The 19,843-nt window shown below is 66.2% G+C and carries 17 protein-coding genes; 1 reads left to right on the plus strand and 16 read right to left on the minus strand.

The window, feature by feature from the left end:
* Positions 1-3: 3 nt before the first annotated feature.
* The 3 genes from FBZ88_RS27510 to FBZ88_RS27520 all read right to left on the minus strand — a co-directional run bounded on the left by FBZ88_RS27510 (position 4) and on the right by FBZ88_RS27520 (position 7,605).
* Complete coding sequence (locus tag FBZ88_RS27510) at positions 4-6,297, minus strand: phage tail length tape measure family protein (RefSeq protein ID WP_145620189.1); 6,294 nt, start codon at positions 6,295-6,297, stop codon at positions 4-6.
* A complete protein-coding gene (locus tag FBZ88_RS27515) occupies positions 6,297-6,944 on the minus strand; it encodes a DUF6441 family protein (protein ID WP_145620190.1) in 648 nt (215 codons plus the stop codon). Before FBZ88_RS27515 ends, FBZ88_RS27510 begins: the two co-directional genes overlap by 1 nt.
* A 439-nt stretch (positions 6,945-7,383) precedes the next feature.
* The gene (locus FBZ88_RS27520; protein WP_145620191.1) at positions 7,384-7,605 is read right to left on the minus strand and encodes a hypothetical protein; all 222 of its coding nucleotides are present in this window, start codon (positions 7,603-7,605) and stop codon (positions 7,384-7,386) included.
* Between FBZ88_RS27520 and FBZ88_RS27525 the strand changes: the two genes are divergently transcribed.
* The gene (locus FBZ88_RS27525; protein WP_145620192.1) at positions 7,598-7,900 is read left to right on the plus strand and encodes a hypothetical protein; all 303 of its coding nucleotides are present in this window, start codon (positions 7,598-7,600) and stop codon (positions 7,898-7,900) included. The two genes, FBZ88_RS27520 and FBZ88_RS27525, sit on opposite strands and share 8 nt — an antisense overlap.
* A gap of 185 nt (positions 7,901-8,085) precedes the next feature.
* On the opposite strand, the gene FBZ88_RS27530 is transcribed toward FBZ88_RS27525, so the two are convergent.
* From FBZ88_RS27530 to FBZ88_RS27590, 13 genes are all read right to left on the minus strand, one after another.
* Positions 8,086-8,406, minus strand: a complete 321-nt coding sequence (locus FBZ88_RS27530; RefSeq protein ID WP_145620193.1) for a hypothetical protein — start codon at positions 8,404-8,406, stop codon at positions 8,086-8,088.
* 2 nt (positions 8,407-8,408) lie between these two features.
* Positions 8,409-9,218 (minus strand): hypothetical protein, encoded by an 810-nt coding sequence (locus FBZ88_RS27535; RefSeq protein ID WP_145620194.1) that lies wholly within the window; start codon positions 9,216-9,218, stop codon positions 8,409-8,411.
* A 124-nt stretch (positions 9,219-9,342) separates the two neighbouring features.
* The gene (locus FBZ88_RS27540) at positions 9,343-10,518 is read right to left on the minus strand and encodes a phage tail tube protein (protein WP_145620195.1); all 1,176 of its coding nucleotides are present in this window, start codon (positions 10,516-10,518) and stop codon (positions 9,343-9,345) included.
* 6 nt (positions 10,519-10,524) lie between these two features.
* Positions 10,525-10,737, minus strand: a complete 213-nt coding sequence (locus FBZ88_RS27545; RefSeq protein WP_145620196.1) for a hypothetical protein — start codon at positions 10,735-10,737, stop codon at positions 10,525-10,527.
* Between the two features lie 16 nt (positions 10,738-10,753).
* Complete coding sequence (locus FBZ88_RS27550; RefSeq protein WP_145620197.1) at positions 10,754-11,284, minus strand: hypothetical protein; 531 nt, start codon at positions 11,282-11,284, stop codon at positions 10,754-10,756.
* Positions 11,281-11,598, minus strand: coding sequence for a head-tail joining protein (locus FBZ88_RS27555; protein WP_145620198.1), 318 nt, complete (start codon positions 11,596-11,598; stop codon positions 11,281-11,283). The genes FBZ88_RS27550 and FBZ88_RS27555 overlap by 4 nt, the downstream gene beginning before the upstream one ends.
* Before the next feature lie 102 nt (positions 11,599-11,700).
* Positions 11,701-12,714, minus strand: a complete 1,014-nt coding sequence (locus tag FBZ88_RS27560; protein WP_145620199.1) for a major capsid protein — start codon at positions 12,712-12,714, stop codon at positions 11,701-11,703.
* Between the two features lie 40 nt (positions 12,715-12,754).
* Positions 12,755-13,405 carry a head decoration protein gene (locus tag FBZ88_RS27565; protein ID WP_145620200.1) on the minus strand — a complete coding sequence of 217 codons (651 nt, stop codon included), beginning with the start codon at positions 13,403-13,405 and terminating at the stop codon, positions 12,755-12,757.
* A gap of 6 nt (positions 13,406-13,411) precedes the next feature.
* On the minus strand, positions 13,412-14,806 hold the full coding sequence (locus FBZ88_RS27570; RefSeq protein ID WP_145620201.1) for a S49 family peptidase: 1,395 nt from the start codon (positions 14,804-14,806) through the stop codon (positions 13,412-13,414).
* Positions 14,803-16,383: a phage portal protein gene (locus FBZ88_RS27575; RefSeq protein WP_145620202.1), complete on the minus strand. Its 1,581-nt coding sequence runs from the start codon at positions 16,381-16,383 to the stop codon at positions 14,803-14,805. Before FBZ88_RS27575 ends, FBZ88_RS27570 begins: the two co-directional genes overlap by 4 nt.
* A gap of 3 nt (positions 16,384-16,386) precedes the next feature.
* The gene (locus tag FBZ88_RS27580; protein WP_145620203.1) at positions 16,387-16,602 is read right to left on the minus strand and encodes a phage head-tail joining protein; all 216 of its coding nucleotides are present in this window, start codon (positions 16,600-16,602) and stop codon (positions 16,387-16,389) included.
* Positions 16,602-18,614, minus strand: a complete 2,013-nt coding sequence (locus FBZ88_RS27585; RefSeq protein ID WP_145620204.1) for a phage terminase large subunit family protein — start codon at positions 18,612-18,614, stop codon at positions 16,602-16,604. Before FBZ88_RS27585 ends, FBZ88_RS27580 begins: the two co-directional genes overlap by 1 nt.
* Positions 18,614-19,297 carry a hypothetical protein gene (locus tag FBZ88_RS27590; protein WP_145620205.1) on the minus strand — a complete coding sequence of 228 codons (684 nt, stop codon included), beginning with the start codon at positions 19,295-19,297 and terminating at the stop codon, positions 18,614-18,616. The genes FBZ88_RS27585 and FBZ88_RS27590 overlap by 1 nt, the downstream gene beginning before the upstream one ends.
* Positions 19,298-19,843 lie beyond the last annotated feature (546 nt).

Raw genomic sequence — 19,843 nt, forward strand, 5'->3', positions numbered from 1 at the left:
GGCTCACCCCCGCCCGATGGTGGCCATGCGGGCCACTCCGCCGGGGCTGCGAACGGCGTTCGCGACGGCCCGGACCTCACCCGCCACAGCGGACAGGGCGCGGGTGTTGTCGTCGTTGCCCTGGCCCGTCTGGTCCACCAGCCGTTCCAAGGCCGCGACCACCCGGTCAAGACGGGCCTCGATCCCGGCCGTGCCGCCACCAGCGGCGCCGATGCTGGAAACGCTAGGCGCCACCCCGTTGGGCCACACCTTGGTGCCGGTGGGCATCCACGCAATTTCCGGACCGCGCTCACCCACGATGGCCCACCCGCCGGGGTGGTAGTCCGTGCCGCCGGCATAGGCATGGGCACCCCCCAGCGCCTCACTGGCACCGGCGGTGTTGTAGGTGATTTTCAGCGACCAGCGGTTGAGATCGTCCAGGATGGGCCGGATCAGGCTGTAGATGTTCAACCTGTCAACGTTGCCCCGGTACACCTGAGTGATCATGTCCCCCAGCGTGTTGCCGTTGCTGCTGCTGCCACTCAGATCGCCAACACTGCTATCGACGCTCTTGGTCGATGTGTTCAGGGTTTCCAGTTTCGAAAGCTGTCCATCGCCGTTGGTGTCCAGTTCCTTGAACCACTTGTCCAGGGTGCTGTCCGACGCCTTGCCAGACAGCACCTGGTTGAACACGTCGCGGCTCAGCAGGCCGTTGGTGCTGGCGGTCAGGGCGCCGAAGTAGGGCGCCAGGGCACCCCCGACCTGTTGCGCCGTGGGGGTGGCGATGCCAGCCAAGCCCGCCACGATGGCGCCCCTGGCGCCCTCAAGGGCACTGAGCAGGCCGTCGCCGTTGGCGTCCAACTGCGCGAACCAGGCGCCCAAGGTGGCGTTGTCCGCCTTGCCCGCCAGCACCTGGCTGAACACGTCGCGCGTCAGCAGGCCATTGGTGCTGGCCGTCAGCGTACTGAAATAGGGCCCCAGCTGCTGCGCCACCTGGGCACCGGTGGGGGCGGCGATGTTCTGCAGGCTGGTCAGCAGTTGGGCGCGCGTCACCTCCAGCGAATTGATGACGCCGTCGCCGTTGGCGTCCAGCTGACTGAACCAACTGGCCAGGGTGGCGTTGTCCGCCTTGCCCTGCAGGCCCGCCATGAATTCGTCCTTGGACAGCAGTCCGTCGGTGTTGGCATCCAGGCTGCTGAAGAACGGCGCCAGGGCGTTGCCGACTTGCAGCGCCGTGGGGCTGGGCAGGGCTTGCAGCGCCGACAGCAGGGAGATGCGCGCCTGTTCCGAGGCTGAAATGATCCCGTCGCCGTTGGTATCGATGGCCTTGAAAATCGACGCCAGGTCACCGCCACCCGGGAGGTTCAGCAGCCGGCCGATGGCCAGCAACTGGCTGTTGTTGGCGGTGCCCCAGGACTGGAATTCAGCCCAGGTGATTTGCTTGTCGCCATTGGCGTCCGCCGCCGCCAGGTAGGCCGCGGCGTCGTTGGTGTTGGCCGCGATCTGGCCCAGCAGGGCCAGGCTTTGGTCATTGTAGCTCTTGGTCGCCGGCAGGGCCGATAGCTGGGCCAGGACGGCGTTGATGGTGGCCGTGGTGTCCGTGCCACTGCCCATTGTCTTGACCAGGTCCTGGATGTAGGTATCGGCGTATTGGGTGATGTTCCCCAGCGCCGTACTGTTGCCGCCCTGGGCAAGGCCCAACTGCGTCTGATAGGCGGACTTGGCATTGGCCAGCTGGTCCGTGGGCGACAGGTAGCTGGCGACGCCGCCGCTCTTGGTCTTATCGATATAGGCCTGGATATTGGCGCCCGCGCTGTAAAGCTGCGACGCGGCCTGGCTGGCGGCGGAGGCCGAGGATTTGTAGGCGTTGGTGACGACGCCGAGCGCGGACGTATAGTCCGACGCGCTGATCTTGCCGGCGTTCAACAGCCCCGTCATCGCGTTGAACGCGTCACTGAACGTACTGGTGGCATCGGCGCCGGTGCTGGCGGCGGCGTTCAGGGCATCGATATCGCCCGCCACGGCGGTGATGATGGCATCCAGCCCGCTGGACCCCGACAGCGCCGCCGTCAGGGCCTGGACGCCCGTGGGCGTGATGCCCAGGGCATCCAGGTAGGCGGATTTGCCCTGCGCCAGGGCCTGCGCCTTGGCGGCGGCCACGGTCGCGTCCGTGGCATCGGTGGTGGCGGCGGACGCCTCTTTCAGCTGGCCCGTCAGCTGGGGGAAGTACGTCAGGAATTCGGTGAAGGCGGCGCCGGTCAGGCCCGTCTGGTTCACCACGTTCTGGATCAGGCGGTTGAACGTCCGGTTTACCTGGTCCACGGCATCCTGGCCGCCGCCCTCCGCCTGGACGTCGGTGATGTACTGCGCCTGTTGCGCCAGCAGCTGCTGCGCCTGATAGGCCGCCTGTTCCGCCGCATCGCCCGCTTGCAGCCATAGGGCGGTGACCTGGTCCAGCGTGCCGGACAGCAGCTGCGCCTTGGCGGCGGATGCGGCCTTGTTCACCTCATCCAGGGTCAGGCCGAAATCGCCCAAATTGGGGATGACGGCGGCGACGGCACCGTTGATCGCCGCCACCTTCTGCTGCGCGTCGTCCAGCACGGGCGCGGCGGCTGTAATGCCGAGGATGGAGCGGATATAGGCGTTGGTGCCGGCCGTTGCCGCGGCGGTGTCCAGCCCCAGGGCCGCCGTCTGTTTGCGGAAGTCCAGCAGCGACGCGATGGTGCTTTCCATCGACGTCTTGGCCGCCGTTTGGGCATCCGTCTGGCTGGTCAGGCCCTTGGTGTAGGCGGCGACGCTGTCCTTGAAGCCCTTGGCGAAGGCCAAGTCGCTTTGCAGGTCCTGGACAGTGGACGCGCCGCTGTTCGCCAGGGCGGTACGCACATCCGCGTCCAGCGTGCCGCTGACAGCCTGGAGCGACCGCTTGATGAAGTCGAATACCGCTTCATCCGCGCTGCCCGCCGCCTTGGCGTCCGTGGCGCCGAACCCGCCGGCACCGATGAACGAGTAATACCCGTCGGGGAGGTTATCCCCGGGCCGGCCGGCCGTGTTGTAGCCGAAGCCGCCCAACGGCAGGCTGCTGGGGTCAATCCCCAGGCTGGTGGCCAGGCCGTTCAGGCTGGACATGGCGGCGGTAAGCGCCTTGCCGAATTCGCTGGTGCCCTGGCCATCCAGGCTGCTGATGGCGTCCTGCTTACCGCCAACGGAAGACGCCTGCGCCCACGGGTATTGCTTGTCCTCGGGGAAGAGGCTGCCGAACAGGCCGCCAAGCGCGACGTCGGCAACCAACCCAACAGGGCCAGCCCCCAGCGCCAATCCGCCCAAGGCCCCAACCAAGCCGCCAATGGACGCCCCCGACTGGTTGCCGCCCGTTATCGACCCAATTAGGCTACCGCCAGCGGAACCCAGACCCGCCAAGCCGATCGCCTGCCCTGCCACCCCCAGGAATGGGCTGAGGCCCGCCAGGATGGAACCAGAGCCCGCTGCATCGGAGCCGGCGCTGCTGTATTTGTTCAGAACGGCATCAAAGGCCGATTGCTGGTTGTCGTTTGCGCCGCCGCTGATCCCCAGAAACGACAGAAGCCCCTGACCCAACCCGCCGGAACTGGACGCGCTACCGGTCACCTTCGATAGATCATCCAGGGTGGGCAGATTGGTGCCAAACGCCGCGTTCTTCAACGGATTGATCAGGGCCATTTTCAGGCCCATGGTCTCGATTTCCGCGACCACGCCGTGCAGCACGTCTTTCCACGACGTGGTGGCGTCACCCGCCTGGACCACTTTCTGGATGATGGCGTCGAACGTCGTGTCGCCAAGGCCGGACAGATCCTGGTAGGCCTGCCCCAGGCGTTCGTTCTCCGCCGTCAACTGCGCCGTATACCCGGCGGCGTCGATCAGATTGCGGATGCGTTGCTGATCCTCGGCATTCTGCGAGGCGAACAGGCCGGGCTGTTGCTCCCGCAGCTCCAACTCTTCCTTCATGCGGGCCAGCACCACGGCACGGGCCGCCGCGTCCTGCCCCAAGGTATCGATTTCCACCCGCAGGTAGGCGTTGTTGTCGTTGGCGGAGCGCAAGGAGGCATCGGCCTGGACGCGCTGCTGATCCAGCGCCTGTTGTTTCAGGTCAGCCTCGATTTCCTGCCGCTTAACCTCAATATCCTGCTGCGTCAGGGTGATGTGGGCGGCCTTGGCGTCGTTCAGCGCCTTCTGCACCATCACCGCCGCCTGGTTGGCAATGGTCTGGTCCGACAGCGCCTTGGTGCCGAGCGCGGAGGCCGCCGCCAGCGCATCCTGCTGCTGCGTCGTGACATCCAGTTGCTGGACCTGCTGCACCAGCGCGGCATAGGAGGCGGCGGACGCCGCGGCAAGGTTGCGTTCCACCACCGCCTGTTGGTTGGCGCGGATGGTCAGGTTCGTGCGGGCCTGGTCCTGGACCTTGGCCACTTCCGCTTCGCGCAAGCCCGCTTCGGCGGAGATGCCATAGGCATCGGCAACCTTCAGGGTGGCGGCGGTGGACTTTGTCAGGGCGTCCACACCCTGCTGATAGGCGTCATTGCGCGTGCGCACCACCGCCTGTTCGGCGCCGGCCGCCATGGCGTTCTTCTCATCCGCCGATGCGTTCTGCGTCTTGGCCGCCAGTTGCGCTTCCAGCTTGGCGCGCACCTGGTCGCGCAGGGCAGGGTCTGCCGCCAGCACCTGCTGTTCAATTCGCTGCTGATCCGTCCATTTCTGGTAGACGGGCTCCAGCCCCTGGATTTGCGCCGAGACGGCCTGTAGCGCCTGCGCCCTCTGATCATCGGTGATGACCCCAGCCGCCACGGCCTTGTCCAGCAGGGACACCTCATCCCGCAGCGCCTTGACCTGTTCCGTGGGCAGGGCGTTGATGACGGGCGCGACCTTGACGCCCAGGTCATTGGCGGCGGCTTTATTGCCGTTGATCACCTCCTGGTTGGCCTGGCTGGCGATGCTGCGGCGCAGATCCTCCGCTTGCCGCGCCAGGGCCGTCAGCTTTTGCTGATCCGCCGCCACGGCACTGACGTAGTCGTCGTCGTTGGCGGCCTTGTCCTGGTCCGCACGCAACTGTTTCAGCACGGCATCGTATTCAGCCGTCACTGCCGCCAGGCGCTGAACCGGCGGCAAGGCATCGGGGGCGCCCACCCGTTTAAGGCGTTCCCAGATATCAGCGATGTTGTTCAGGGCATTGCCGAAATAGCCCAGGCTGTCCTTGGCCTGGTCCGCCCGATCCTTGATGGCGTTGAACAGGGCAACCTGCGCGCCCGCGCTGTTGCCCGTCCGGTCCATGCTCTGGATCGTCTGAACCTGTTGCAGGCTGAGCAGGTTCAGGGACTTCGCCAGCTGCTGCGCCGCCGCGCTTGGGTCACTGAAATACCGGGCCAGCTCACCGGCCGCCTCATCCGTGCTTTGGGCCGTCAGGGTGGCCCACGCCTTGGTTTCGCCCGCCAGTTTCGACAGCATGTCGCCGCCGATCTTGCCGGTTGCGGCATAGCTCTGCTGCAACGCCAAAGCTGACGCCCGCGTGATGCCACCCGCCTTGGCCGCTTGGTCCGCCAAGTCATAGAACTGCGACGACGTGACACCGGCCGCGCCACCCGCCAGGGTCAGGACGCGGTTGGTCTCCTTCAGTTCCGCGTTGGCCTGGACGTGCGCGACAACCAGCACGCCAATGCCGGCGGCCAAGATGGCGAACGGGGCCGCCGCCGCCAGGGCCGCCGTGCCCATTCCCGCCAGTGCCGGCGCCGTCTGTACCGTCTGCGTCAGCAGGGTCTGCCCGACTGGCAAGCCGGCGGCGATGGACTGCACCGTGTTGACCACGCCGCTTCGCAGGATTTCCAGCTGGGTGAAGTTCAGCTTGGTGGCGGCCGTGTTCTTGTCCAACAGGTCGGTATGACCGGACATCACTTTCTGCAACTGCGCGGACGCGGCGGCGCCGCTGACGGTGCCAGCCGTCAGCTTGCCCTGGATATCCGTAACCTGCGCCGATGCCGCCTGGACCAACTTCAGGCTGGCTGCGGCCTTGTCCGCCGCCTCACCACCCTTGGCCATCTGCTGCGTCAGGTACGCCTCAGCCGCCGCCAGCTTGCCGGCGGCATCCGATAGCTGTGTGGTGGCCTTGACGGCGGGATCCAGGCGCGCGACCAGGGTCGCAGTAGAGCGGCCGGTGCCATCCGCCGCCGCCGTCACGCGGTTGAAGGCGCCTTCGGCATCATCCCCCAGGCCTTTCAGGCCGGCCTTGACTTTGTCCAGGTCATCGAGGGAAAGACGGACAGAGATGGTGCGGGCGGTGGATGACGCTGCCATTATTCGCCCTCCACCGCAGCGACGACGGCGGCCCCCAGGGCGTCGCGGGCGCGGGAAACCGCACCGTCGAAGTCCAGGCGGGCGCGGAACCGCGTCTTGCGGACCAATAGGAACAGGGGAATGGACTGTGACGCCCGGCCGCCGTTACGGACGCGCCGGCCGGCGCTGTCGGCATTGGCAACCAGCAGGGCGCGGGCCCCGCCGTTCAGGGGGATGAACGTCAGGTCGCTGAACTTGTCTTCCGCACGGTCGATATTGGACCACTTGGCGGGCAGCGGCCCTGTCTTGCCGCCGCGACGGCTGGGGCTCAGCTGAAACCCGCGATCAAGCGCAGCGGGCAGGGGTATGGCCAGCCATTGGGCATTACGCGCGGTGACGATGCCGGATTGGGTGAACGCGGCATGTAGGTTTGTGGCCTTGGAATAGACGAAGCCCGCCGGCTTGTCGCTGCGACGCATACCGTACAGGTTCAGGCGCCAGGCCTTGGTCAGCCCCTCACCCAGGCCCGCCGCCTGCACCTGGCCGCGCAAATCGGCTTGCAACGCCGTGGCGACGTCGCGAACGGCCGTTCGCGCACGCGCAGCAAGGCTTTCGACTTGGGGGGTGATGGCGTCGGACAGCGTACCGTCCACCGTGGCCGTGATCATGCGCGGCCCTCCATTTCTGCAACAAAAAAGGCCGCCAGAGGGCGACCCTGTTGACTCGATACCCGCAGGAGTTGCTAAGTGAACGGGCTGATATGGGAGGAAACCCGTGCGAACCTTCGAGCACCCATCCGGGAATGGATATTCAGAGACGGTAGACCAAAAGGACGCAGTGTTAATATTTCTACTAGGTCCGATGTATTTAGCCTATAAAAGAGCCTGGATAGCTGCACTCTTGTGTCTAATCACATCGGTATCCGTGATATTCTTCGCCCTTTATATCATCGGAACGACGGAAAAGATCGGAGCCGGTGCTATCGTAATACTGTTCTGGTGGGCGATAACGCCATATTGTTTCGGCGACGAAATACCAAAAGCCTATTTGAAGCGCGGATGGAGAGAGAAACTAACAGGATCTCTACCACCAGGCTGAAAACGGCGGTCAGGCGGACGCTAGGGCCACGCCCTGCGCCATCAAGGAACGGAAATCGTCGCCGCTTAGCAACAGCCTGATTTCTGTATCGCCCTTCGTCGCCAATATGCAGAAGGCGCCATCGATGCCACGGCAGAACTGCACCGTCGCACTCTCGTAAACCGGCTGGATTGCTGATACGAGGTTGTCTTTCGTTTCAATGTGACAACCTTGAGGGTGGGGCATGATCATCTCCGTCACAGATATCGTCAAAATCCTCGACCAGATCCCAATCTGGAAACAGCTCATAGCCATTCCGAAGGAGATCAAGTCCCTGCAGGAGCGAGTGGCGGCGCTTGAGGCAGATCTAAAGGCCCGGCCGGCGCCCATCCCATGCCCTGTGTGTGAAAGCGGAGGCTTGAAGGTGAAGGCGGTGAGGCCACACCCCACCTTTCACTTCGCCGGACGCCAAGTGAGGGAGATGGAATGCGACAATCCCGCATGCGGTCATAAGGAAAACAGGGACTACATCCCGCCCAAGACCTGACCCCACACATGACAACGCCCGGACACCTTTCGGCCCCGGGCGCTTGTCTCGAACTGTGCCTGAACAGTGCCTGAAGGTGCCCCCGCAGTCAAGAGGTTGCCCCCATTTCAGTAGCGATGCCCTAAATGCAGTAGCGCCCGGCAGCCGCGAGGCCACCGGGCGCTGAACATGCCCCATACCGCCGTTCATTCTTCTTTCTGCAATCCCCACCAAGCGCGGTCCATCACGTCCAGGGCGTCCATCATGATGGCGGCCTGGTCCATGACGCCGCCGGCTTCGGGCAGGTGGGTAGCGGTGGGGATGATCCCCGCCGCCATGCCGCAGATGCGGCCTGGCCGGGGGCGGCAGGCCCGCCAGATGCGCACCATGTCCCAAAGTTCATCGGGCACCTGGTGCTTGGGGTTGGTGGGGTAGACCTCCCCATCGATGATCCATCCCGGGCCGCCATCGGGCGGAAGTTCTCCACAGTCATAGGCCTGGGGGTCTTCCGCCACGGTGACGGCCAAGGTCAGTTTTTTTCCGCCACCTTGTCCAGGTGCAGCAGGGCGAAGGCCTGGATACCGATGCCCACGACCATGTCCCCCAGGGCGCGCAGGGTGGCGTCCGACACCTCGCCATTGTCATCCAGGGTGAAGGGGACTTCCGGCTGGTTTTCCACGCCCACCAGGAACATGCGGGCGGCGATCACGGGCCAGACGCCGTTCGAATATTCCTTCTGCGCCACCAGGCGGCGGTAGCGGTCGCTGTGGTCCGTGGCCAGGGCGCGCAGGTCCGCAAGGCTGTTCAGATCTTCCTGCCACCGGGCTTTTTCGATGTCCGGCGCGTCATCATGGGGCGCGGCGGCGGGGTCGGACACGCGCGCCAACAGTTCATGCCAGGCCGGGCGATCCGCCGCCAGAATGACGGTGTCCACCACGTGGCGCAGGGCGGCGGCGAAGTCGGCATCCGGCGGGGCCAGGGCGTTATCCTGCGCCAGGCGCTTGCGGTACAGCGGCCGCTCCCGCACCGTACCCACGCGGATGAGGTAGGCGGGGGCGCTGGGCAACTTGGCCTCCAGCGTGTCCACCAGGGTGCGGGCGTCGGCCACGGCCTGTTCAGCGGCGGTAATGGCCGCCTTGGCGGCGTCGCGCTCTTTCTTGCTGGGGCCGGGGTCATCCGCGCTGCGGGCATCCTGGGGCGCGGTCAGGGTTTCCAGTTCCTTTTCCCGCAGGCTCAACTGCGCCTTGGCCTGGTCCAAGCGGACCTGGTCGGGGCACCAGCGGAAGGGGATGGCGGCGGAGGCCGGCAGGGGGCCGGCGGCGCGAACGCGTAGCGACATGGCGTGTCCTCGGGATTGTCGGGATGGGGCATCGGGATGGCGGAGGGTGGCGGGCGGCGCTCCCGATAAACGCCGCCCGCCGATCAGGCCGGCCGGGCGGGGGCCGAGCCGGCACTGAACAGGATCACCACAGGCAGAGGGCGCAGCCGCCGTCGATGCCGGTGGCCTTGAAGGGGTTTTGGGCCGTCTGGATATTGTTGCTGTTACCGGGCGTGTCGTTCTGGAACTGCGCCGACGGGATCGTCATAGCCCAGCGATTGCCCGCCACGGTGCCTGCGCGGGCATGTATCACCCGCTTGGTGCCGCTGCGGAAGTCGCTCATCAGGTCGCGGCTGGCGATGAGGGTTTCGTTGACGCTCAGCTGGCCTGTGACGCGGCGGGCGGTGACGAGCGGGGCGCCGTAGCCTTCCTGGCCGTTCGGATCGTCGGGGAAGTTGGCAGAAGCGCCCCAATCCAGCGTCATTTGCTTGCCGCTGATCAGGTTGCCGCCCAACAGGAAGGCGCCGCCGGCACGGGCGATCCAGATGGGCTTGCTGGTGGTCTGATAGACCAGGCTGGACGACGACGGCAGGGCGGCGGCCGTCTTGCTCTTGAACAGGCCGTTGAAGGTGTAGCTCATCTTCACCGCCCCGCCGCTGGTGAAGTCGTATTTCACGGTGCCGACGCAGTCGGTGAATATCCACAACAGGCCGTCAATGTAGACGTAGATCGTCAGGGGCGCCTGCGCCCCGCTGGTGGGGAGGTACAGGACGTTGGCCGGGATGGTGGCCAGTGCGGAGGTGGTCAGGGCGACCGACTGAGTGTCGGTCAATGTGGCGACGCCGCCGGTGTAGTCGCTGATGAAGGTGTTCAGGTTGGCGGGGGTGCCGGAGATTTGCAGCGGCATGCCGCGGTAGATCTGCGCCGTGTTGCTGAACGGCGCCCCCAGGGTGACGCTGGTGGTGGTGCCGGCGGTGACGGCCGTGGGCGCGCCGATGGCGGCGTTGGTGATCACCTCCGAATGCATGCAGGCCTTGTGCAGCTTGCCCCATTCCGGCGGGGTGCCGGCGGTGCCGGACCCTTTCAGCCAGACGTCAATGGTGACCTGCGCGGTCATGCCGCCCACGATGTCATCCGCGCTGTCCAGCGAGCCCGTGTACTCGTTCGTCTGGATGATGTTGGGGTTGTAGCTGATGGCGATGTTCTCGCCCAACACCGCGTCCGTCGCGGGCACCGGCAGGGCGTCGGTCAGGGGCGTGGGCTGCGCCTTGGCCAGGAAACAGGCGTTGCGCGAACGGATGATCGTGGGGGTACCGGCCATGGCGGCTTACTCCTCAGTGCTGTCCGGGGCCGGGGCATCGGCCGGCGGGGGCGTTTCGGTGGGGGTGGGGTCGGGATCGGGGGCGCGAACGGCGTTCGCGGGCGCTTCGGCGGCCTCGGGGGCACCATCCGGCGGGGTCAGGGAATAGCCGTCGCCGCTCAGGTAATAGGTCGCGGCGTCCCGGGCCGTCGCGAGGACGGCGGGCTGGTCGGTGGTCATGGGGGATTGCTCCGGTTCAGGGGGCCGGGACGGCGTAGAAGAACGCGTACTGGTCGCCCGGCACGGTCCAGTACTCGATTTGGACGGTCACAAAGACCTCGGCCACGCGGGCGGCGCCGGTGATGGGCGGGTCCTGGTCCACCTCGGTTTCCTCCACCCACACGGCCAGGCCGCCCAGGGTGGGGTCCGCCTCGAATTCCTGCTGTATGGCGGGGCCAAGGTCCGCCAAGGCGGCGTCAATGTCGGCATCTGCGGTCTTGCCGGTGCGGCGCACGGTGCCCAGCACCGCCAGCACCAGGAAATTGCGGCGGACGCCGAACGTGTCGTCACTGCCCGGCGGCCCCTTCAGCACCACCAGGTTCAGGGCGGCGGCGTTTTCCAGGGGCTGGCCCTGTATCTCCATCTCCGCTTCCAGGATGGTGGTGGCGCGGGCGCGGTAGAGGGCGAGGGTGTCCGCCATATTGCGGGGGCGGACACGGGGCAGCAGCGTGCCCAAGACGTAGCGGATTAGCTGTTCGCGGCAGCTGGGGACATCAGGCGCGCTCACAGCGGCGACAGCTCCAGATGCCATTCACGGCGCCGCTTTCCAGGCTGCGTCGGCTTGTCCACCTGGTAGGGGACGCCATCGACCACCAGGGCGGCGCCCCGGGCGGCGGCGGGCAGCTCGGACGTACGGATGCGGGCGATTGTGGCCCGCGCCGTGACGCCGCCGCCGTTGGAGGATGAGAAATCCCTGTCCGGCTGCGCCCACACGACGCGCACCGCCACCGGGGCGCCGCCATCGGGGGTGTAGACGCCGTCGCAGGCCATGTTGGGGTCCGCGTACAGGGCGTCCAGGGCCACATCGAAGACATCGGGCATGGGCGTCACCGGGGGAATGCGTGGCGCAGATAGCCGAAGGCCCCGGCCGCTGGGGAGCGGTTCGGGGCCTTCGGCAGGGGCGGGCGGTGAGGGGTGGGGAGGTTAGCTCGCCGTCGTCTTGACGACGCAGCGCGGCCGGGTGCACAGCGAGATGGGGTTGCTCTCCACCATCACGTCCACCCACTGCTGATACTTGGGGTCCACCGCGATCTTGGAGTACCGCGGCAGGCCGATGCTGTTGACGCTGTTGAAGTCATCAGCCGGGGCAAACCGGGTGATGAACAGGTCGGGCACCCCAATGGGGAAGATGTACCCCGTGTTGGCTTCGATGAAGGGCGTCGCCCCCACCTTACCGCGATACTGCTGGAAGGTGACGCCGCCGAAGGTGAAACCCTGATAGCGCAGGTCACCGGTGCGGATGCCTTCCGCCTGTTGGTAGTTGGAGTAGGCCGCCTTGACCGTGGGGTGGCTGATCAGCGCCTTGAAATAAAGGGCGTCACAGAAGCAGAACAGCCGTTCATAGGTGTCCGCGCCCAACTCATCCTCGATCATGCCGGCGGCATCCGTCAGCAGGGTCCGGACCTCGGTCGTGCCCGTCGAGAACGCGATGGGCTGCGTCTGCTGCGTCACGCCGAATTCATTGAACAGGTCATAGATGACGGTGGTGCCGTCCGCGTCATAGATGATGCCCTTCATGGCGCCGATGCGCTGGTACTCCACCGTGGCATCATGCGACCGGGTCTGCTGATCCAGCTTGTCCTGGACCACCGCCTGCATGGTCTGCAGGGCGTTGGGATTGCCGAACTGGGTGACGCCCTGAACCTCCGATGCCTTGATGCGCTTTTCGGTCGCCAAGTGCGGCACCGTCAACTGACGCATGATGCGCTTGGGGTTTTTGATCCGCACCGGATCGTCGCCGCGGTTGGTGACGGGGACCAGGCTCAGGCTGCCACTAAGTTCTTCGATGGCGACCGAGGTGGTGGTGATGCCCTTTTCGGCGAAAAGCCCCATCTGCCCCAGCTTCCCGGGGACGAAGGGACGCTTGTTGACGGCAACCGTCATCTCCGTCTGTGCGAAGGCGGGGTTGTCCGAGAAAATATCCAGCATGCCGACCATGTTGTATTGGCCTCCTTCGGCCTAGAGTGCGACGGACGTCTTAGACGCCCTTGATGCGGTGGGTCGCCAGCTGGGACAGGCCCATGGCGATTTGGTTGGTGGTAGCGCCGCTGAACCACACCAGGCTGCCCGTGAGGGCCCGGCACTCGTGGTCCACGATGACGCCAGGCGTGTCACCACCCGTGGCGTCCACGGCGTCATAGGAGATGGCGCAGGCGTTCTGCGACCCGTCCGTGCTGGCGGGGTTCCATTCCTTGTATTTGGCCGTTCCGGCGCTGACGGTGATGGTGAAGCGATCGCCTTCCTTGAAGTCCGTCGCGCCATCCGCCAGGGTGAACTGCAAGCCGCTGGCGTTGAAAGCGGCGGCCACGTTGCCGGTGCCGATGATCTTGCCGTCCGGCCCTTCCACCTCGAAGACGCCGGCATTGGCGGCGGCCCCGACAATCACCAGCTGGTAGATACCGTTGGCGGCGGCGGCACCAACGGTGATCGCCCCCATGACGCCGTTGCCGGTGTTGCCGGCGGCAGCCACGGCGACAGCGGTCGCCCCGACCAGGATCTTGCCCAGCACATGCCCCGCCTTCAGGGACTGGCCCGACAGGATCAGGACGCTGTCGCGGGACAGGTTGTCCGGCAGTTCCGCCTCGATGAACTCACCCCGATGCGTGCCCTCGTAAAACACTGTGCCCATGGCGGCTTACTCCCGGTTACGGCCGGCGGCCTGAGCGGCGCGGCGCTGGTAGATGTCATCCGCGCTTTCCACCTTGGCCGGGGTGGGACCGGTCGGCGGCGCGGTATTGATCGGCTGGTTGCCGGCCTGGACCTGGGCCGCCGCCAACTCCGCCCTGATGACGCTGAGCGGGGTGGCGGTACGGACGTAGCCAGCGGCCTTGCTGGCCTGGCCGGCCAAGGTGCACAGCTCCATCACTTCCACCGCCGCGCTGGTGGCGTTGGACGCGGCCGTGGTCACGGCTGCGGCATGGGCGGCGGCTTGCGCCTTGGCCTTATCGCCGTCGGGCATGGGCTGGCCGCAGTGCGGGCACAGGTCGCTGTCATCATCCGGGCCGCCATCGACCCGGGGCGCCGGGGCGGGGTTGGGCGCCGCCGGCTGGGGAGTGCCTGCCATGGTGGTGTTTCCTTTCATGCTGGCAGTGTTGGTCACTTTGGCGGTGACCACGCCCACGGCACGCCGGCCGGCGGCCACGTCGGTGATTTCGGCAAGGGTTTCCTGGAATGACTGGACGTCATTGACGAGGCCAACGGCCTTGGCGTCATAGTCCAGGTAGGTCTGCGCCTCAGTGGCCAGGGCCTGCGCGGTGGTGATGTGACCCTGCTGCCCCACCAGGCCGGCGAAGGCCTGGCGGATGCTCTCCACCTCAGCCATGAAGCCCCTCGCCACATCTTCGGCCATGGCCTCATGGGACCAGCCATCCGTCTTGTGCTCCCCGGCCTTGAAAGCGGTGTACTTAAAGCCGGCTTTCTGGTCCGCCGCCGTCTGGTCCAGATGAATTTTGACGCAACCGATGCTGCCGACCAGCCCCCCCTGAATTGCGAGGACCCGGCGGGCGCCGCCCATGACCATCAAGCCACCGGACGTCATCATGCCGTTGGCACAGGCCCAAACCGTCTTGATACCGGACAGCGCGATGACCTTGCGACCCGCATCCATTGAGCCGGTGTAAAGGCCGCCGGGCGTGTCACCATCGAACAGCACCGCCTTGACGCGGGTGTCCGCCGCCAGGGCGTCGCAGATGGCGCCGATGGCGTCATAGCTGGTGAAGCCGCACACCGCGTCCATGTAGTCGAAACGGTTGGTCAGGGAGCCTGTGATGGGGACGATAGCCACGCCCTCATCCGTCAGGGCGAATTCCGCAGCCCCACCAGCGACGGGGACCACGTCCGCCTCCACCAGGGACGCATAGGCAGCCAGGCGGGGCACAGCCTCACCCGCGTCACCATCGTCATCCCACACCAGCCGCTCCCCGCGCAGCAGGCGGGGGCCCATGGTGGACAACTTGGCGTCCAAGGCGGCCGGTTCCATGACCAGCGGACGCCCGAACACCAGGTCCGTTATGCGGGGGTACGCGGTCATGCCGCCTCCTTCTGCTGATCCGCCCCGGGTTCTAGCTCTTCCTCGCTGGTGTCCTCACCGGTGAGGCTGGGGCGGGTGGACACCGCCGGGGCGGGGTCGAGACCGAGTTTCTTTTCACGGGCCGCATCGGCCTGGATCCGCCGGTCCACTTGCTCCGGATCGTCGCCGCGTTCCTCGATGACGTCGGAACGCGACTTGAAGCGGGCGTTGACCGCAAGGATATCGGCCTGGGTATCCTTGACCGGATCGACCCAATCGAAGCGGGGGGCGATCCACTTCACCCGGCGATAGGGGCGGGGGTTGGCGGCATAGCCCGGCAAGTCCAGCTTGCCCGCCAGCACCGCGGCATCCAGGAACCACGCCCAAATCTGGTCCAGCATCTGAAAGGCGATCACCGAGTTCTGGAAGGCGCGCACGGCGCGGCGGAAGTCCAGCAGGGCGCCGCGCATGCTGCTGTAGTTCATCTGCCGCAGGTCGCCGGTCAGGATGAAATACGGGATGCCCATGCCGATGGCGGTGGACAGCAGGTTGCGGTACTGGAATGCCTCGTAATTGCCGCCCACATCGGCGGGGTTCGCCACCCAAGGCTTCTGTCCGGGCAGCAGGGACCGCAGCATGCCGGGCTCGATATCCGATGTGGGCAGGCCATCCCGCTCGATGGCGACCTTGATCACATCATCCAGGCTGCCGTCCGGATCCTCCATTTCCAGGAAGACTGAGAACATGGCGGCGACGCGCTTGCGCTCCAGTTCCGCGTCATCATAGCTGTCGAGCAGCCACAGCTTGGGAATGACGCTGGCCAGGCTGGACAGGCCGCGCAGCTGCCCCCCTTCCATGGGGTCGACCACATGGATGATTTCGCTGGCGGGAACGCGCGTGAGCAGATCGGCGTTGGATGGCGGTTCCGTCACGTCGCCCGGGTGGGTGCGATAGAACCAATAGGCCACCCGCTGGCCGATGGCGTTGAATTCGATGCCCTGGCGGATGTAGTTGCCGTTATACGGCATCGTCCAGTTCAGCGGGCACATCTCCGAGGGCAGCAGCTGCAGCTGCAACGGGACGCTGAGCCCATCGGACAGCAGGCGTGGGCGGCGACGGATGAACATCTCCCCCGCGATGAAGCCATCTTGGGCGACGCGGCGTTGCAGGCCATAGAAATCGCTAATGCCCTCGCTATCCGCCTCGGTGAGCCATTCCTTGAACAGCTCCATCACCGCCGTGCGCTGGGCATCGTCCGCGATCAGCGATGACGGCTGGATACCGTCGCCGACGGCGGAGTTTGCCCACCCCCGCACGCCGGCACGGGCATACGCGTTGTTGCGGGCCAGGTAGCGGGCGCGCCCCAGCACCGTGTCGCCGCTGGTGGCGATCAGGGTGTTCACATGCTGGCGGGACGGCAGGAAGGTGGAAAGGCGGCGCCCACGCTGGCCCGCTTCCAGGCTCACGCGGGCCTGGGCACGCTCCCCCGCCGCGCGATAGCCGATGGCGGCCCCACGAAAACGGGACTGGTTGCGGTTCGCCGCCACGGACCAGCCGATGGCCGCACCGCGAATGCGATCCACGAAGGGGAAGGCCATCGGTCAGTACCCCTTGCGGCCGATGAGGGCGACGGTTCGGACGGGCTTGGCACTGCCCAGGGGATTGGGCACCCCCAGCGCCTTGGCGGTGATGCGGATGGCGGATGCCAGTTCAGCAGTGGACCGGTAGGTGATGCTGGTGCCGTCCGTCTCCACCCGCAGGGCGCCGCTGGTGTAGGCGGCGACCAAGGCATCCAGCTTGCTCGTATCGAGGGCCATCAGCGATCCTTTCTGCCGCCCATACCCATCGCCATGTGCAGGGCGAAGCGGGTGGCGGTGGGGCTCTTGCTTTCCAGGGCGCCGCGAACGGCGTTCGCGGCCGGCTTGTTTGACGCTGGGGCGGCATCGACCGCCGCGCTGATGCGGGTGGCCAGACTGTCGAACAGGCTGCCCTGCGCCTTGTCGGTAGGACCATCGAGGCGCCCCTCCAACAGGTCCCACGCCTGGTCGCTGTTGCGGTAGAAACCCACCTTGATGGCGGCGGCTTCGGCATAGATGGCGCAGTCCAGCATTTCGACGCGCTGTCCGCCTTCGGGCTCCCAGACGAACTGGCGGACGCCGTTGCGCTTCACTTCCTTGCGCCGCTCACCCGTCAGCTGCTGGTAGAAGCCATCCCCCAGGCCTTGGGCGAAGGCGATGTGGCCACGGGCGGCAGCGTCTTCCTTGGCCAACAGCTCATACAGGATGCCCTTCAGGCGGCTGACACCCACCCACCACCAGCGGATGCCGGCGCGCAGCTTCTTGCCCTTGCTGTTGATCTCGTCCGTGGCGCGCTGGACCAAGGGCGGCGCACTCTCAAACCGGCTGCCGCGCACCACCATGGCGCGAGGGTTGCCCTTGGCCCAACTCAACACCTCGGTAGACCAATGACCGCTGCCATCGATGGCCGTCATGTCCACTTCCCGCTCGATGCCGTTGTGCGATGCCCACTTCTGACGCACCAGGTCCGCTGCGGCGGCGCGGGCGGCAGCGTCGGTGATGTTTCCATCGATCACGCCCCGGTCGATGGCCCACCGCCGCCGGTCGCGGCCGAAGCCCCACAGCGTCCATTCCAGGCGGTCGCCCTGGCAGTCGATACCGATGCAGAGGATCAAGGCACCGGGCGGGACGATGCCGCGTTCCCAGGCGGAATTCTCGCCACGGTCGCGCAGCGCTTCCCAGGGCGGGGCCTCACCCTTGCTGTCATAGGGCAGGCCCACCGTGTCGTTCAGGAACACCTGTTCCTTGGCCGGGTCGCCCTTCGCCGCCAACCAAGCGCGGGCGATGCTCTCCCAGCTTTCCAGCTCAGAATACGCGGTCCAGATGTAGAAGCCCTTGGCGTATGCGCCGGGGTTGTAATCCACGGGCACGGCCCGCTGCACCATCCACAGCCGGTGGTGTTCCTCGATGGCGCAGCCGCATCCTTCACCCGTGCACGTGAAGTGGGCGCGTTCCGGATGCTCTTCGTCCAGACATGCCAGCATGTTGGACCACTCCAGGGGCTGGAGGTGTCCGCAGTGAGGGCAGGGAACGTGGAAGTGCGTCTGCGTCGACTTGGCGAAGGCGGCCGCGATGCGGCTGGAGTGTTTCAGCAGGGGCGTGCTGATCTTCAGGATCTTGGCCCAGTCGAACGCCTTGGACCGGCTGTCCGCCATGGCTTCAGGGTCGCCGGCCTCCCGGCTGTTTTCCCACTTGTCCAAGTCATCCTGGACTTGGGCGCCAATGGAGATCATGGACAGGGAGGACGGGGAGGCCGCCCCCGCCACCACCAGGTTGCCACGGCCATCCACCCGTTCCTGAAACAGCGTGCTGTTGTGACCATCCTTGGACCGTTCCGCCACCAGCAGCTTGGCGAAGCGCTCCATCCGCTTGTGCTTCAGGAAAGGCCGCCACTTGGTCTTGGCCCATTTCTTGGCGTTGTCGATGGTCGGGTGCACGTACAGGAACGAACAAGGCGCCTGGTCCAGCATGCTGCCGGTGAAGATCTGCGCCAGGACGGTGCCCCCCAACTGTGCCGACTTCATCACCACCACGACGCGGGCGGGATCATCAGGGTTCAGCGGGGCCAGGATGTGGCGAAACAGGGGAAACCTGCTGGGATCGAATGCCCCCTGGAAGGGGCTTTCCGTACCGAATTCGACGTTGTCGATTGCCCATTGCAGATGATCCGGCTTGGGCGGTGGGGCGAAGGCTGCCGAGATGCACTCATCTACCGCGCGCTCAGCATCGTAAATCGGCCGGGTGTAGGACATCAGGCTTCCCCGTCCAGGACCGCCAGGCCATCAGCCAAGCTCACCGCGTCGGGACGGGACGCCGCCTGGTCACGCGCCTCATCGGCAATGGCCTTGCGCTGGTCCCGCAGCCAGTCGCGCAGCAGCACCGTGATTTCCCGCGAACTGCCCTGAAGATGGGACGCCAACTGCGATGCCAACTGCGGGAGGGACCCTTCCAGCCGGGAGACAATGGCGCCAAGCCGCTTGGCCATGTAGCGGTCCACATCCGCCTTCACCACCAGGGTGCCGTCATCCTGCCGGGCCTTCGTCTTGCTGCGCTCAACGTCCAGCTCCGCCTGTTCGCGCCTGGCCCTGAGCAACAGGCTTTGCTCAGACGGTGGGTAACCCGCACCCCCGACCGGGGTGAAGTCTTCCGCCGCGCGGTGCGTCTCGCTGACGATTGGGGGGGCGGGGACCTCGGGGGTCAGCAGAAGGGACGATTGCTGGGCAAGCTGTTGCCCCAGGTCCAGGCTCATGCCCAGCTGCTGGACCGCAAGCCTGACGTTGACGCGGGAATTCCGGCCCACACCGACCAAGGCGGGGGCCGTCAGCTTGCGCTTGCTGATGTAGTAGCTGATCGCGCTGGGGTCGCGGCCTATCATCGCCGCGAAAGCACCCTTTTCGACCACGGCGCCCGTGGCCACGGCGGTCGCCAAGTCCATGGGCTCAGACGGCCCCGAATTGAGGGACTTGAACGACTTTAAGCAATTTCAAACCCCGACTTTGACGCGAATTGAAGCGCCCAAGTTGCCCGTATATCCCAAAGTCAGGGGAGGACCCGCCGGGGGTGGCGGGGTGGGTGGGGGTAGGGTGGCGGGGGCGCAGGAAGAGGGCGCCTGGGGCCTGGGGGAGGGCCTGGGGCGCGCGGGTGAGGCGAGGCAGGGCGCGGGGCCGGCGGCTCTGGGGCGCACCCAGGGCGACGCGAGCGCCAGAAACGACGACGCCCGGACGGCCTTTCGGCCCCGGGCGCAGCATCATCACTCTGCTTTCATAGTACCACAGGTTGCGCTTGTGCGTCAATGCACTATTTTCGCGTGCGCGCGCATTTTTTTTGGGGCCGGGCAGGCCGGTGGTGCCGGCATGCGGGGGCACACCGGCGCGGGCGTCGGGGTGGGGCATGGGTCACCTGATGGCTGGGGCCAGATACGACAACGCCCGAGTGGCCTATCCGGCCCCCGGGCGCTTGTCTCGAACTGTGCCTGAACCAT

The organism is Nitrospirillum bahiense, from assembly GCF_007828025.1.
In the GTDB taxonomy this organism is placed as follows: domain Bacteria; phylum Pseudomonadota; class Alphaproteobacteria; order Azospirillales; family Azospirillaceae; genus Nitrospirillum; species Nitrospirillum amazonense.

Excerpts from the sequence above, each read along its gene's own strand:
- FBZ88_RS27565 (WP_145620200.1), bottom strand. The coding sequence starts at position 13,405 with ATGGGCACAGTGTTTTACGAGGGCACGCATCGGGGTGAGTTCATCGAG.
- FBZ88_RS27560 (WP_145620199.1), bottom strand. The coding sequence starts at position 12,714 with ATGGTCGGCATGCTGGATATTTTCTCGGACAACCCCGCCTTCGCACAG.
- FBZ88_RS27570 (WP_145620201.1), bottom strand. The coding sequence starts at position 14,806 with ATGACCGCGTACCCCCGCATAACGGACCTGGTGTTCGGGCGTCCGCTG.
- FBZ88_RS27545 (WP_145620196.1), bottom strand. The coding sequence starts at position 10,737 with ATGACCACCGACCAGCCCGCCGTCCTCGCGACGGCCCGGGACGCCGCG.
- FBZ88_RS27520 (WP_145620191.1), bottom strand. The coding sequence starts at position 7,605 with ATGATCATGCCCCACCCTCAAGGTTGTCACATTGAAACGAAAGACAAC.
- FBZ88_RS27535 (WP_145620194.1), bottom strand. The coding sequence starts at position 9,218 with ATGTCGCTACGCGTTCGCGCCGCCGGCCCCCTGCCGGCCTCCGCCGCC.
- FBZ88_RS27575 (WP_145620202.1), bottom strand. The coding sequence starts at position 16,383 with ATGGCCTTCCCCTTCGTGGATCGCATTCGCGGTGCGGCCATCGGCTGG.
- FBZ88_RS27555 (WP_145620198.1), bottom strand. The coding sequence starts at position 11,598 with ATGCCCGATGTCTTCGATGTGGCCCTGGACGCCCTGTACGCGGACCCC.
- FBZ88_RS27585 (WP_145620204.1), bottom strand. The coding sequence starts at position 18,614 with ATGTCCTACACCCGGCCGATTTACGATGCTGAGCGCGCGGTAGATGAG.
- FBZ88_RS27510 (WP_145620189.1), bottom strand. The coding sequence starts at position 6,297 with ATGGCAGCGTCATCCACCGCCCGCACCATCTCTGTCCGTCTTTCCCTC.
- FBZ88_RS27580 (WP_145620203.1), bottom strand. The coding sequence starts at position 16,602 with ATGGCCCTCGATACGAGCAAGCTGGATGCCTTGGTCGCCGCCTACACC.
- FBZ88_RS27590 (WP_145620205.1), bottom strand. The coding sequence starts at position 19,297 with ATGGACTTGGCGACCGCCGTGGCCACGGGCGCCGTGGTCGAAAAGGGT.
- FBZ88_RS27540 (WP_145620195.1), bottom strand. The coding sequence starts at position 10,518 with ATGGCCGGTACCCCCACGATCATCCGTTCGCGCAACGCCTGTTTCCTG.
- FBZ88_RS27525 (WP_145620192.1), top strand. The coding sequence starts at position 7,598 with ATGATCATCTCCGTCACAGATATCGTCAAAATCCTCGACCAGATCCCA.
- FBZ88_RS27515 (WP_145620190.1), bottom strand. The coding sequence starts at position 6,944 with ATGATCACGGCCACGGTGGACGGTACGCTGTCCGACGCCATCACCCCC.